Raw genomic sequence first — 14,896 nt, forward strand, 5'->3', positions numbered from 1 at the left:
CGATTTATCTGCAATCACTTGCAGTCATCCGCAATTACTTGCAGCGCAACTTCAATACCTCGAAGCATATCAGCTAAACTCATAGAACTCGTAGTCGGCTTATCAAGAATCTGCTCAGGCAAATATGGAACGTGAATAAAACCACTCTTAATCGTCAATTTTTTAGTCTGGCAATAATGACAAACATTGTAAAGCACATCATTACACACGTACGCGCCAGCAGAAAAAGACACAGACGCCGGCAATTTTGCTTTATTTAAAGCATCAACTATGTTCACAACTGGCAAAGTCGCTTTATACGCCACATCGCCATCTTGCACAACAGGCTCATACCAAGGCTTATACCCACTATTATCCGGTATACGCGCAGCTCTACAGTTAATTCCAACATACTCAACGTTAAAACAAGCAGAACCACCAAATTGCCCTAATGAAAGCACAGCATTAGGGTGAACTTCCTCTATTTTCTCAATAACTTTTTGCGCGCCCTTGCTAAATTCCGTAGGAATCTGCAAACGAACAAGTTCCACACCATCAGGCGCATGCACTGATTGCGCAATCTCCCACGACGGATTTATAGACTCATTATTAAACGGCGTAAAACCAGTAATCAAAATACGCATCACAATACCCCTTCATACGAATATCACTTTATTAAAACATTAAAACGCACCACAAAAAAACTGTACATATGTGAATGTCACTGTATATAAACTGTATACAAACTTCAGGATTCTACTACGTAATTCATGTTCGCAAAAAGATTAGTGATAGTCAGATTGTGAAATAACCACACAACTCCCCACACAACTCCACCACAACACGCACAAAATCAAAATTGGTAAGACTCGCATTCGTGTAATAGTATTGTGCATTGGATGTGCATTCGCGCAGCAGCGTGAATTAAACAAAGCAGTTGAAGCACATACAATAATTTCAACAGAATTCAACGACGAAAAGAGATTACCGATGACGAAGATCATTCAGATTGGCGCAAATCATGCCGGCACTGCCTGCGCTAACACAATTTTGAGCTACCCAGGAAACGAGCTTACAATTTACGATCAGAATAGCAATATTTCCTTCCTTGGCTGTGGCATGGCTTTGTGGATTGGCAAGCAGATTCAAAGCAGCGACGGACTGTTCTACCAAAAGCCAGAAGATTTTGTTAAAAAAGGTGCTAAGGTAAATCTTGAAAGTAAAGTTTTAGACATTGATTACGCAAAGAAAGAAGTAACAGTCGAACTTAAAGACGGCACTGTTATTCACGATTCTTACGACAAGCTGGTTCTTGCTACCGGCAGCCTTCCAAACAAGCCTCGCATTAAAGGCATCGACTTGGAAAACGTGCAAATGGTAAAGCTTTTCCAGAATGCGCAAACTGTTATTGCTAAACTGCAAGAACGCGATTTCCATAATGTTGTGGTTCTTGGCGGCGGCTACATTGGCGTCGAACTTGCTGAAGCCTTCGAGCGTCTTGGTAAAAACGTGACCCTTATTGACATGGAAGACCATATTCTTAACGGCTACTTTGACCCAGAGTTTTCCGATAATTTGAAGCAAATTATGGAGAATAAAGGCATTAAGTTTGAACTTGGTCAAACTGTTGAAGAAATTGTTGGAGACACTGAAGTCAAGGCTGTTAAAACAAGCAAAGGCACTTACGAAGCCGACATGGTGATTTGCGCTATTGGCTTCCACCCAAACGTTGCGCTCGGCAAAGATCACTTAAAGCAGTATGCTAACGGCGCTTTCCTTGTTGACAAGAAGCAGCAAACTTCCGATCCAGACGTGTACGCAATCGGCGACTGCGCTACGATTTACGACAATGCTCGAGACCGCGTGAACTACATTGCGCTCGCTACTAACGCCGTTCGAAGCGGCTTGATTGCAGGTCACAACGTTTGCGGAACTCCTGTAGAAACCGAGGGTGTGCAAGGCTCTAGCGCAATGATGATCTACGATTACAAGCTTGTTTGCACTGGCTTGAGCTTGACTGCCGCTCAAAAAGAGGGCATGGACGTTGATTACGTTGATTTTGAGGATACTCAAAAGCCTGCGTTTATGGAAGTTGAGAATCCAAAGGTGAAGATTCGCATCGTTTACAAGAAGGATACGAAGGTTATTGTTGGCTGCCAGTTGGCTTCTAACTACGATATGTCTGCCGCAATTCACCTGTTCTCGCTGGCTATTCAGAAGAAGGTCACGATTAAAGAGCTTGCTCTGTGCGACATCTTCTTCATGCCTCACTTCAACCAGCCGTACAACTACATTACGATGGCTGCTTACACGGCTTTGTTGAAGGGATGATTAGACTTTGCTGATTAGCTTAGGCTGAATCACTTTTTCTGATTAGCTTAAATCACATTTATTAAACCAAGCAATCTGTTCTATAATGGAGCAGTTGCTTGGTTTTTTAATCATCCGCGCACAAAAGAGCGCACAAAACGCGCACTATTAGCATAAGACATGCAGATTAAAACAAAGGAGTCTAGGATGAAGCAGCTTTCTATTAAACCAACTATTCATAAGTTCGAGAACGCTCGCGATTTTGCGCAAGAATTCAAGCTCGGCAAAGGTGATTTGGTTATTACAAACCAGTATATTTGGGAGCCTTATTTTGGCGATTTGAATCTTGATTGCGACGTGATTTTCCAAGAAAAGTACGGCAAAGGCGAGCCGAGCGATGCAATGGTTGATGCAATCGTTAGCGACATTCACACTACTCCAAAGCGCGTGATTGGAATTGGTGGCGGCACTGTTTTGGATATTTCGAAGGTTTGTGCGTTGAAGCAAACAAGCCCGCTTGAAGACTTGGTTGACGGCAAGATTCCTGCACAAAAAGGCGCGGATCTTATTCTTGTTCCAACTACTTGCGGCACAGGCTCCGAAGTTACGAACGTTGCGGTGTTCTCGCTTACTAAGCGCAATACCAAGAAGGGTTTGGCGAACGATGCTTGCTATGCTACGGACGCTGTTCTTATTCCAGAATTGTTAAAGAGCCTGCCGGATTACGTTTTTGCAACCAGCTCTATTGACGCTCTTACGCACTCGATTGAGTCCGCACTTTCTCCTATTGCAACCGAGCTTACAAAAATGTTTAGTTACAAGGCTTGCGGACTTATTTTGCAAAGTTATATGCGAGTTGTTAAAGAAGGCAGCAGCGCAAAAAGCCAAGTTGTAAGCGACTTGGTTTCGGCAAGTCTTTACGCTGGTATTGCGTTTGGTAACGCTGGCTGCGGTTGCGTTCACGCGATGGCTTATCCGCTTGGTGGAACTTTCCATGTGGCTCATGGCGAAACGAATGCAGCTCTTCTTACCAGCGTTTTGCGATACTATGCTAAGCACGACGAAAATAGCGCAGAAAACACTGAGCTTTCTAAGCTTTTCGACTTCATGGCAAATATTCTTGAATGTCAGAAAACAGACGTATTAAATAAGCTTGACGAAGTTCTTATCACGATTCTTCCTAAGCACAAGCTTCACGAGTATGGCATGAGCGAGGATATGATTCAAAGCTGGGCTTCGAGCGTTGTTAAAGAGCAGCAGCGACTTTTGAAGAATTCTTACATGCATATGGACGAATCTGCAATTGCCGAAGTCTACGCATCTACTTTCTAAAGTCAGATCTAGAAAACTTACTTTCTAGAATTTGTTGATTTTAATTGCGTTTTACTAGTTTTTCACAATAAAACAAAAGCAAAATCACAAAAGCAAAATCCAAAAAGACCCCACAAATAAATGTGGGGTCTTTATTTTATTTGTAGCAACTATTAGACTAACGCAACTATTTCAGCTACTACAGCTACTTCAAATATTTCTAATTGAACAATAGCTATTCAATAACTTTAAGATTGTGCAAACGAGGCTCACCCAAAGGCAATCCAGTATCCGAAGGGAAGAATCCATCATTTACAATAAAACTTACATAAACTTTCTTATTAACATACTTCTCCATGATTTGTTTAGCCTGACTGCCATCCTCAATCGCCATCATAGTTGCATCGCTAGGATGAGGCGGATTGCCCATATCGCCGCTGTGATGCAAAGTAACGCTGGTTTTATTATCCAGAATAAGAATCATGAAAATTTGATTAGTATCTGAATATCCCGGATTAGGATCTTGAATATTTTGCGCTTCAAGAACCTGGTTGTATGACAAAACCTTCACAGTTCCGGAAACTACTTGCCTTCCGCTTGCTTTTTCAGCTTTAATCTTACTATCTAAAGATTCGCCACTAGCAGCTTTCTTAGAATCGGCTTTCTTACTAGCTTTCTTGTCAGACTTCTTTTCAGACTTATTAGAATCCTTATCTTCTGAATTAGAGTCACTGCCTTTATTACTTACAGACTTCTTATAAGTATTATCTTCAGTTTTTGCCAAATTATCGAGAAGTGTAGTGTCATCTGTACTGACAAAATTAATATCTTTTATATTCTGTTTAGGAAGATCAAAGATTGTTCCAGACCAGTATTTTTCTTGTTTAAGAGGATTGCTGTCAGCAATATTCATAGTAACCTTATAAGCCTCAGTATCCCCTGTTCCAGAAGACCACTCAACATATCTTAATGAATTGCTGTCTGCGTATTGCGATAACGAAGCCCTAAAACCGCCAGCTGAACTAACGCCATCGCAAATTAAATCATTGGAAGAAACAACGTCACTGTAATCTTTATTTGCAGCAAAAACCTTCGAACATGACACATATTTATAATTTTTACGAAGAATAAGCTCCGGAATATCCCTATCGCTCATATTGACTAACGCGTAAGAATACTTACTTTTGCTAGTATCAATTTCTGAATCAGCTTCATTAAGCTTATAGTTATCAGCGTTTGATAAAACTTTTTTATATAAAGCTGCTACTTTTGTATTAATAACATTAACTTTTTTTGCACTATCAGCAGCTTTTGTATTTGCGCTATTTTGATTCGAGCATCCAGCACATAATGGCACGAAAAGAAATAGCGATAGCACTAACGCAATAAATTTTTTTAGCTTCAACGCAATTCTACTAGGCATGACTACCCCTTCTCAAACTTTAACTAATTATAAGCAAGCAAGTTAAATATTCTAATACTACGTTGTAATATTTGAAAACTGCGTAAATTTGGGTTAATGAAATATAAAAAGCCTGCGCAAAAGCTATTCACTCCTACGCAGGCTAGTATTAAATAAGCAACGCTTATGCTTCAAGCGTTATTACAGGATGCAAATCAAACATTGTTACAGTGCGCTTCATGCGGCAGGCAATGCTTGTTATAGCAATCGCAATAACGCCGAAAAGAACAAGCATTCCAATGCCAGAGACTATTTCACCACTGTTCTTTCCAGCCATTGCTTGACGCAACCCCATAATCGAGTACGTCATTGGCAAGTACGGGTGAACAGCTCTAAAGAACGCCGGCGTCATTTGCACTGGGAACGTTCCTGCAGAGCTTGTAATTTGCAACATAAGCAGCACAATCGCAACGATTCGCCCTGGTATGTGGAACACCACCATAATCATTTGCATTATTGCCATAAACATTATGGACGCAATAATTCCAAGACCGTAGAACGCAAGAACATTGTCAATCTGCAGCTTTAATACCAAATGCACTACGCCCATAAGAATTACAGCCTGCACAACGCCCATAATCACAAACGGCGTCAAGCTAATAAGCGCGCTTTTAAGCGGATTCATGCCGTTTAGTATCGCTCGCCTATCCATAACTCTCAAAACGAATGTTGCCATAAGAGCACCAACCCAAAGGGCGATGGAAATAAAGTAAGGAGCAAAACCAGTTCCATAGTTTTCAACGTGCGAATACTCGTGCTCCTCCAAGGAAACTGGTGCGCTCATCATTTTACTTTTTTGAACAATACCGTTTACTTTTCCAGACTTTTGAGCATCTTTAAGCCCGTCATGCAATTTCTTAGCACCATCAACAAGCTTTGGAGTGTTATCAGATAGCTTCTTAACACCGGAATTAAGCTGATTAGAACCGTTCACTATTTTTGAAGAACCTTGTGCAGCTTCATTCACACCACTATTTAGCTTCTCACTACCGTTACTTACTTGAGCCAAACCGTCAGCAAGCTTGTTTGTGCCAGCAACTAACTTATTCGAACCAACATTAACTTTCTCCATACCTTGCATAAGAGCGTCAGCACCGCCCTTTATTTGCAAGCTTCCTGCAGAAAGCTTGTCTGCTCCAGCGCTTAAAGCAGAAAGATTTGTTTCTAGAAGATTAGAATTTTCACCTAATCCTTCTGCCAAACTTTGCAAATTAGCAAGCACGTCTTCCTTTGTTACTGCTGGGTTTTGCGCTTGCATAAGAAGACCAGTAATTTGTGCTTTTGTTTCAGCGTTTCCAGCTTTAACATGTTCTTCTAATTCGTTGCTAGAAGCTGCAAGCTTTTGAGCTCCTTCATAGAATTCGTCTGTTGCAGCCGATAGCCTTTGCGTTCCTTCGCTTAACTGTTGAGCTCCGTTTGCTAAATCTTGCGTTTTTTGTGCAAGATATTGAGCTCCTTCTTTGCTACGAGCATTGGCTTCAGTTAGCGTATTCGCGCCTTTTTGAAGCTCCCCTAATCCGCCTTGAAGTTTTTGCAAAGATTGCGAAAGTTTATTCGATCCATCTGCAAGCTTATTTATTCCGCCTTGCAAAGACTTTGAACCTTCATGCAGCGCTCCAGCACCGTTTGCAGCAGCACCAAGAGAATCCGAAGCCGAGTTGACTTTTGCAAACATGTGCTCCCAATACTCTTGAGCAATCGCCTCGCTAATCTCAGTACGCATAGTGCGGAAAGCAGTTTTACCAATTTGCGAAGCCAGCATATTGCTTGCTTGATCATACTTTACGTGAAGCTTTGCTTTAGTAGGAGTATCGTATTGCGCGGAAGCAATGCACTTACTGAAAGAAGCTGGAATAGTTGCCACCATAAAATAATTGCCATTTTTAAGACCCTTATTCGCTTCGGCACTATTTACAAAATTCCATTGGAAACCTTCACTACCGTCTTTTTGATTCTTTAAACGAGTTTTGATTTCGTTTCCAATGTTTCGCATTTTGCCGTTAATCATAGCGCCATTGTCTTCAACAACAACAGCCACAGGCACAGTATCCAAAGTCTTATAAGGATTTGTAAATGCCCATAAGTAAAGCGATCCGTATAAAAGTGGAATCAAAGCTACGGCTCCAATAACAAGCTTTCGAGCTTTTCCTTTCATCATGTTGTTAAGCTCACGAAATGCAAGAGCAATAGTATTAACGCGCATTATTTTCACCACCATTTGCTTCACGTTCACCAAGCTGAGAATCAGTATGAGAATTTTCTGTTTTCTCATTATTTGGCATAAGTCTTAATACTTGATCCGCTTGCTTTTCTAACTCACTTTGCAAAACTCCAACAAGGCAGGAGCAGTAGTTTTTGCTAACGTATTCGCGAATATCGGAAAGTAAGCATTCGCTTTGCTCACTAGTAAGCTCCGTTTCAATTCCATCAACAAATAGCAACCACGGCTTTTTTAGCAAAGCCAACGCAATTGCCAAGCGCATGCGCTCGCACGGAGTCAACTCTCCTATTGCTGTTTTGTGAGGAGAAAATACTTTCCACTGCGCAAGAAGATTGTACGCGTATTGGCGCAATGCTTCGCGATTTTTTACATCATTTTTATACTGTTCGCGAAATAGTGGCGAAGATGATGCGAGTTTTAGCTCACTCATCAAAACTTCTTCTATTGTTTGCGTTTTGTAGAATTCGTTAATTCCGTTGAATAATCCCAATCCCACGTATTGACGAGATTCTTTAAAATCGCTAGGAAGAGTTGCGTCCGCAATAGTAAGAGTTCCGTTCGTAAATTTCATATAACCAGACAGTGCAAGTAGCAAAGCTGATTTTCCAGAGCCGTGTTCGCCTGATATTGCAACGATTTGATGAGCTTCTACTTTTAATGACACATCCCAAAATGGTGTTCTTCTAAATCTTTGTAAACCTAATTCTTTAGCTTCTAAAAGCATTTTACTATCTTTCATAATTTGTATGTTTGACGCTTGCAATTAAGATATGGCGTAGTATCTTTTTTACTTAGAGCGCCAGGCATTCCTCCTTACTCTAAATACTCTAAATAACTTATTTGCAGTTTTCAGTTTTTAGTTTTCAGTTTTTTGTTTATTGTTTATTTTTGGATTTTCGCAATTAGCAAAACAATTTTTAATTTTCACATTGCTTTATCGCTATTTTTCAGCGGTAAACTCACGTTGCAATGATGCAATAAAACGGTGCAAAACCGAACATTTGGTGATTTATCAATTCTTCACCACTAATCACTTAGAATACTCTTTTGTGCAAACAATTGTTGAGTTACACTAATTTTTTTATTTAATTGTTTATACTTTATATTTATTTAAGAAACAAGTTGTAAACACTTCCATGCTATATTGTCTTTAATTACTAAATGTAAGAAATACATATGTAAGAATACGTATGCAAAAAATACAGACGTAGGCAATACGAAATAAAACGTATTGCTTCAAACAATATATTAAATTCAAGCATTTAAAGGGGTGAACGGCATGCTAAGTTTGCAAATTTTAAATATTATATTTAATCCGGTTATTGTGTCGGTTGTAGTGCTATGCGCACTTAGTCTTGCAAAACTTAATGTTTTGCTATCAATGATAGTAGCTTGCGTTGCAGGTGGCATTGCCGGTCATCTTCCGCTTTTTGGAGATGGAAATCACACAATTATGGCGTTGCTTTGCGACGGTTTCTCCACCAACGCACAAACTGCGCTCGCCTACATTTTGCTTGGTACTTTTGCGGAAGCAATTACAGCAACCGGTTTGGCTCAAATTATTTCTAAAAAAATTAGCAAAATTATTGGCATGAAAAAGTACGCTCTACTTGCCGTACTAACTCTAATTGCGTGCATGTCTCAAAATATTGTGCCAGTTCACATTGCTTACATTCCTATTCTTATTCCGCCGATTTTACGAATTATGAACGAACTTAAGATTGACCGACGAGCAGCTGCATGCTGTACTGCTTTTGGTCTTGAAGTTCCGTACATTGCAATCCCGTTTGGATTTGGCTTAATTTTCCAAACTGTTATTGCTACGAATCTTTCTAAAAACGGCATGAAAGTTAGCGTTGCAGACGTTAGCGCCGTGAACTGGTATTTAGGCGCTGCAATGCTCGCAGCACTACTGTTTGCAGTTTTTGTTCTATACAGAAAGCCTCGCGAATATGAAACTACTGAGGCAGATACTAAAGCCGCAGACGCTGTTGTTGGACCTCTTAACAAACGCCACTACGTAACCATTCTTGCAATTATTGTTGTTGTAGTAGTGCAAGTTATTAGTAAGGATCTTTCGCTTTCTTCTCTTGCAGGTCTTGCAACTATGATTATTTTTGGAGCAGTTGCATGGAAGGATATTGATAAGCAGCTTGCCGGCGGTGTAAAACTCATGGGTCTTATTGCTTTCGTTATGCTTATTGCTGGCGGCTACGCTAACGTTATTCAAGCAACAGGCGGAGTTGAGGAGCTTGTGCACTTGGGTGTTGCAGCTATGGGACAGAACAAAATTATTGCCGCGTTTGTGATTACGATTATTGGTTTGCTTGTTACTATGGGCATTGGCACTTCCTTTGGCACAGTTCCTATTCTTGCGGTTTTGTTCGTGCCTCTTTGCCAGAGCATTGGTTTTAGCACTCCTGCAACGATTCTTCTTATGTCTTCTGCTGCAGCTCTTGGAGACGCAGGCTCCCCTGCTTCCGACACCACGCTCGGGCCTACTGCCGGCTTAAACGCGGACGGTCAACACAGTCATATTTGGGATACTTGCGTTCCAACATTCCTTATTTTCAATATTCCGCTTATGGCTGCCGGCATTGTAATATCACAGTTTATTTAGCAGATTATTTCCGAAAACACGGCAAGTAAAAAACACAACTAGCAAATAATTGCAACTAGCGAATAACGCAAGTAACCAATAAACGCCAGTAGAGTTGAAATAAACTCCCTGGCGTTTATTTTTAAGCACCAATCAACCACAAGTAGCCAATCAATGCAAATCTGCAGTTAATGGACACTAGCGCATGACTACGTTAGACGCATCAGCACACGAGGATCTGCGCTATTTTATTCGGCGATGTTTTTGATTCTACCTCTTATTTGCGCATCAGTTAAATTCACTTATAGTAACACCTCAAGATACTTGCGAACAACATTGTTTACTCTAAAAAGTTTCGCATATTCCATCAACAAATTAAGATCTTTGTCTGGTCGAGCAATATAGGATTTCAAGATTGTATTAAATTCCTGAATCTCAATTAAATTTCTGCTTCTAAACGCGTCGCAAACACTTCTTTCAAGATTATACATTGGTACTTTATTGCCAAGATTATCCGTGACTAAAATCTTCCCAACTTCAAGCAATTCCTTTTTTACGCTATAAACTTTTACATTGCACGACGCTTTCAGTCGGTGAGCATTAAAACCACTATAAACAGTAATAGCGTGAGTAATTGGCTCCATATCAACTAATCCATGATAAAAGAAGGCTTCGTCGTGAGAAAAAACAGCGGATGGTGAACGCTTATGAATAAGAAGCAACTCATCTACCCACGAGTCTTTCGACGCGTATATTCCACCGCTTAACTGTTCTAGTTCATTATCTTTAACAAATTTATAAAACTTATATTTTGACAGTCCGCAAGATTTCGCTTCTTTTAAAGTAATCATATTGCTGCTATTAGCATTTAATAATGTAGCGATAACACTCACCGTCCTTTCGTGCATATATTGTAACTTATATTAGCACGATTGGATGAATTATATTAAATTTTAATATAAAGATTACGCTAATAGGATTCTGTGATTACTGCGCAACAATACTTAATGACACATTCACGCTGATTTCACACATTATATCAGCATAAACGTATCAAATACGCAAACAAATTGTAAAGTGCAAATAGCCAAACCACAAAGTAGCCAAACAGAGAAACTAACGCAGTCTACAATCTGCGTCAGTACCCCAAAGTAGCCGATCAATGCAAATTCGCAACGAGTCTCCCTAAATAGCCCAACAGAGAAACTAAGCAGCGCGAGGATCTGCCTGAGCACTGCGATTTAGCGTGCGAAGGCAACTCGGAGCGCCGAGCTTGCTCAGGGTTGAAAGCACAGTGTGCTTTCAACGCAAGCGAGGTCTGCCTTCGTCAGAAAAGACGAAGGCAGAGCAGATTCGCGCTTTTCCTCACGGCTTAGCCGCTCGGCTGATTTGGCATGTGAAGCACACCGTGCTTCACAATTGAGCCAAACATCACAGAACAACACTTAGGCGTGTAGCAAAATCACCGCCTGGTGTCGGTGATTTATAAGCCAAAGGCGCTAATATTCAATTTTTATGCCAAACTTTTTTGCTACTTCAAATAATTCAACCTTACCCGTTCTCTCGTCAGGCATAGCGCTGAGCGGTCGATCGATATTATGAATTACTACACGAAATGGCAAAATACGTTTGTTGTTGTCACGCAATAAAACTGCATGTCGAACTGCGGTGTATGGATCAACCATTGTGTTATCATCCTTATTGATGTGTCCAGAGTCCGGAGAATTAAGCGTGTCAATAAATAAATCAAATTTATTCGGGTTGTCTTTTGACGGTAAAACTACTTGCGTAAGATTTAGAAATGCGCCATCCGGTCTTGAGGCATACGCACTGCCAGAAGCACCACCGGACTCTACTGTTACAAACCGAAGACCCTGATTATACATCATATATCTCGCTACGCTCATTAGGCTATCATGATGCGCAGCATCGCGAAATTGCACCTCCTTGCCTTCTTTGTCAACATACGTGAATCGCATAGCAGTAGGCTTCCATATGGTAAACGGCGAAACCTTAAATGTGCCATCACCGTTTGCAATACATACTGGATTGGAACTTTCCTCCTGCCTTTGCAATAGATCAAAATAATCAGCCTGTCCCTTCGTACTATATTTATGGTTGGTGAATATATCATCGTAAATTTTATCGCCATTGCCATCGCCATCTTGTGATCTGATTTCCGACAGCTTTTTGCAATAGAAGTAGTGAAGTTCAGCAAATTTTTGCTCGTCAGCCTCATTATTAATAGCTCTGTTCTTAAAAATTGGCCCAACTTGCTCGCCCGTTTCTTCTGCGGATTCTATCACAGAAGGCATACTGTCATATTCTTCTGGTATATTAAGGTCTCGCTCAAAGCCGTTTTGATCCAACTCATCCTTTTCGGTTTCTGGGTCATATGGACGCAGCCCAAGCCCCTTACCTTCTAAATCTTTGCGCGACCAAGTAGAATAATCGCCACGCGGCTTATTGTCGGCCTTATTTTTGTTGTGATTCTGCATCAGATGGCTAACATTATTTACTACACCACCAACAAACTCACGCGGCCCCTTAAACTTAGTAAATCCAACTATCACCACAACACACACAATGCCAACCATAATTAAGGCATTAATCAATTCCTGCTGCTTTTGCAATTGCTTCTTGTTTTGCGGATTATTATTATTGTCACTTGGTGCATATTCCATCGAAAGCCTCTTTGCTAATTACCAAACGCTGCACGGTCTAATTTTACAAACTCGTCGTAATTAGACATTCCTTTATTGTAATAAATACCTTTATTCGGGTCAGAATACCACTTACGACTAGTCGGCGCTGCCTTTAGCATAAATGCTCGATACCGCGCCACGTCGTCACCGTTTTTTCTCCGTGAGCAGTAATACCGTTAAGATAAACCGGCAAGCTTCCACTTCCCACGTATTGATCGTAGTGTGGCAACATTCTCACATCACCACGGTGTATAAATGGGCCATATCCCACGCCCTTGATTTCATTGTCAACGAACATGTTGCTGCTTACCATAAGACTAAAGCTGGTGCCAACAATTTTACTAATCCTATAGTCGTCAATACCAAACTTATGCACGACACGCGTTAGCTCATTATCCTTGGCGCGCAACGGGCGGTCGACATTGTGCAAAATAGCGCGGAACGGCAGAATGCCGGTCTCCTTGTTGCTTTGGCGGAGCACTGAGGCGTAAAGCGCGTAATCATTCGTGCCACTAAAGTCCGCCACAGTATAAGTTGAGTCACTTGTCAATACTCGATTGAAATAGATGTCATCCAACACGCCAACAAACACGTCAAACTTATCCTGGTCGTCTTGTGACGGCAAGACGATTTGCACGGCCTCTACATAGCCACGATCATCCAGACGGCAGGTACCCCAAACACCAGCCGGACTTACGGCGACATCGTAAAATCCCTGGTCATATAGCATCCACCGTGCTACGCTCAGCAAACTATCGTAGTGAGCAGATTTATCAAGCTCAATACTGTTGCCGTTTTCGTCTACATACGGCACATTGAGTTCTTCTGCCTTACTTTGGTACATATCGGCATACCCCACAGAACCCGGGTGACGGTCGTTATACGTGGTACTAAAGGAATAACCAATATGCGGCATAAAGCTAACGCGGTCAGTATACATAGCGTTGCGCGTGTTCGTCTTAAGGTCGCCACCAACAACAGACTTCAACCGTTCAAAATACTGCTGCTGCGCGGCAGTTAGTTTAGGTAGTTTGATGTTATTGGGATTACCTTGACGATTTAAATTGTAGTAGGTTTCTATATTGTCATCGTCGGTCGCACTATTAGAAACTTCACCGCGAATCACCTTGCCAATTTGGCCCTTCTTGGCAGCCGAATCGATTTGGTAACGCGCATTATTGAAGTTATAAAATCTATCGTGGTCATTGACTGGAGCACTTGCGTCCATTCCAACATCATTTTGCTTACCAGCAGCAGCAGTATGCCCCGGATCACCAACCAACTCACTGCCCGTCTTGTACCAGTTCTGGTCGTAGATCTGGTCAAGTGGCAAGGCGGAGTAATCAGCTGGTCCTCCTGCGTCAACTGCTTCAGGGCTCGCATGACGCTTTGGCTCCGTATTCACATCTGTGCTTGAACTCTTATGAGAGTCGGACTGCGAACTGGCAGTAGCAGATTGCTTACCATTATCATGTTTTTTAGGAACACATAAAGCCACTACTACGCACAATAATATTGCTACACAAACTACTGCTGCAATAATTTTGTTTCGTTTGGTTAATAAACTTTTAATATCAATATTCCAAGAATTTGCTTTAGCTGAAGTCGAATCCGACGAATATGAACTGTCCTCGTTCATTGCATTATATGGAGCATACTGTTTTACATAATCGGAAGAATACGAACCCGTGCCATTCGAATTTACAGTATAATTGTCTGGATATTGAGCCGAAAAATTATTGGCATTTTAATCATACTGATTATTCACATATTCTTGATTATTATAATATTGCGAATTTTGATATTGATTAGGATATTGTCCATACCAGTTTTGATTCTGAGCATACTGAGATTGCTGATACTGGTTCTGTTGATACTGCTGATTCTGCAATGGCTGATTCTGCTGACACTGGTCATTGGCATTGCTACTATTAACGTTATTATTCGCACTATTATTTACAGCAGACGATTTACCTTGATTAGATAAGCCATTATCATTGTGCGAGATTGACTGATTCTGATTACTCAAGTTATAGTTACTCTGGTCATTCGAGTCATGCTGATTAAACTGTTCCATATATGCCTTTTCTCTAACTCTATACAATCTAGACTACACAAAATCATTAGATAAAAATAGGTTTTATATAAAATCTATTCTGCTAAATTTTAAAGTAAAGAAAGCACTACAAGCAACAACGCAATTCCTTAAAATGTAACGCAAAAGCAGGTTGCATTGCTGAGAAAGTAGCCAATCGATGCAAATTTGCACTTAATGGCTACTAACACTGGCTCAGAATCGCTTGCGCTAA

General features: G+C 40.9%; 12 protein-coding genes. 3 read left to right on the forward strand and 9 right to left on the reverse strand.

What is annotated here, in order from left to right; translation table 11 throughout:
- Positions 1-14 precede the first annotated feature (14 nt).
- Positions 15-623: a pyroglutamyl-peptidase I gene (locus NG78_RS02445; protein ID WP_004134693.1), complete on the reverse strand. Its 609-nt coding sequence runs from the start codon at positions 621-623 to the stop codon at positions 15-17.
- 346 nt (positions 624-969) lie between these two features.
- On the opposite strand from NG78_RS02445, the gene nox reads away from it, so the two are divergent.
- Positions 970-2,310 (forward strand): H2O-forming NADH oxidase, encoded by a 1,341-nt coding sequence (nox, locus tag NG78_RS02440; protein WP_004134698.1) that lies wholly within the window; start codon positions 970-972, stop codon positions 2,308-2,310.
- 186 nt (positions 2,311-2,496) lie between these two features.
- On the forward strand, positions 2,497-3,621 hold the full coding sequence (locus NG78_RS02435; protein WP_004134700.1) for a 4-hydroxybutyrate dehydrogenase: 1,125 nt from the start codon (positions 2,497-2,499) through the stop codon (positions 3,619-3,621).
- Positions 3,622-3,835: 214 nt separating this feature from the next.
- Here the strand turns inward: NG78_RS02435 and NG78_RS02430 are convergent, their stop codons facing one another.
- From NG78_RS02430 to NG78_RS02420, 3 genes are all read right to left on the reverse strand, one after another.
- Positions 3,836-5,023 carry a hypothetical protein gene (locus NG78_RS02430; protein ID WP_004134708.1) on the reverse strand — a complete coding sequence of 396 codons (1,188 nt, stop codon included), beginning with the start codon at positions 5,021-5,023 and terminating at the stop codon, positions 3,836-3,838.
- A gap of 163 nt (positions 5,024-5,186) precedes the next feature.
- On the reverse strand, positions 5,187-7,265 hold the full coding sequence (locus NG78_RS02425; RefSeq protein WP_004134710.1) for a YhgE/Pip domain-containing protein: 2,079 nt from the start codon (positions 7,263-7,265) through the stop codon (positions 5,187-5,189).
- Positions 7,255-8,022: an ATP-binding cassette domain-containing protein gene (locus NG78_RS02420; protein WP_004134712.1), complete on the reverse strand. Its 768-nt coding sequence runs from the start codon at positions 8,020-8,022 to the stop codon at positions 7,255-7,257. Before NG78_RS02420 ends, NG78_RS02425 begins: the two co-directional genes overlap by 11 nt.
- Before the next feature lie 540 nt (positions 8,023-8,562).
- Here NG78_RS02420 and NG78_RS02415 point away from each other — a divergent pair.
- On the forward strand, positions 8,563-9,903 hold the full coding sequence (locus tag NG78_RS02415) for a Na+/H+ antiporter NhaC family protein (protein ID WP_004134714.1): 1,341 nt from the start codon (positions 8,563-8,565) through the stop codon (positions 9,901-9,903).
- 281 nt (positions 9,904-10,184) lie between these two features.
- On the opposite strand, the gene NG78_RS02410 is transcribed toward NG78_RS02415, so the two are convergent.
- The 5 genes from NG78_RS02410 to NG78_RS02395 all read right to left on the reverse strand — a co-directional run bounded on the left by NG78_RS02410 (position 10,185) and on the right by NG78_RS02395 (position 14,664).
- Positions 10,185-10,733: a type IV toxin-antitoxin system AbiEi family antitoxin domain-containing protein gene (locus NG78_RS02410; protein ID WP_004134717.1), complete on the reverse strand. Its 549-nt coding sequence runs from the start codon at positions 10,731-10,733 to the stop codon at positions 10,185-10,187.
- Positions 10,734-11,381: 648 nt separating this feature from the next.
- Positions 11,382-12,566 (reverse strand): hypothetical protein, encoded by a 1,185-nt coding sequence (locus NG78_RS02405; protein ID WP_004134718.1) that lies wholly within the window; start codon positions 12,564-12,566, stop codon positions 11,382-11,384.
- A gap of 14 nt (positions 12,567-12,580) precedes the next feature.
- Entirely contained in the window at positions 12,581-12,706 is a 126-nt protein-coding gene (locus tag NG78_RS06220) for a hypothetical protein (protein WP_004134719.1), read from the reverse strand.
- A complete protein-coding gene (locus NG78_RS02400) occupies positions 12,700-14,226 on the reverse strand; it encodes a hypothetical protein (protein ID WP_004134720.1) in 1,527 nt (508 codons plus the stop codon). Before NG78_RS02400 ends, NG78_RS06220 begins: the two co-directional genes overlap by 7 nt.
- A 108-nt stretch (positions 14,227-14,334) precedes the next feature.
- A complete protein-coding gene (locus NG78_RS02395) occupies positions 14,335-14,664 on the reverse strand; it encodes a hypothetical protein (RefSeq protein ID WP_004134721.1) in 330 nt (109 codons plus the stop codon).
- Positions 14,665-14,896 lie beyond the last annotated feature (232 nt).

This window comes from Gardnerella greenwoodii 00703Dmash (assembly GCF_000263635.1).
Lineage (GTDB): Bacteria > Actinomycetota > Actinomycetes > Actinomycetales > Bifidobacteriaceae > Bifidobacterium > Bifidobacterium greenwoodii.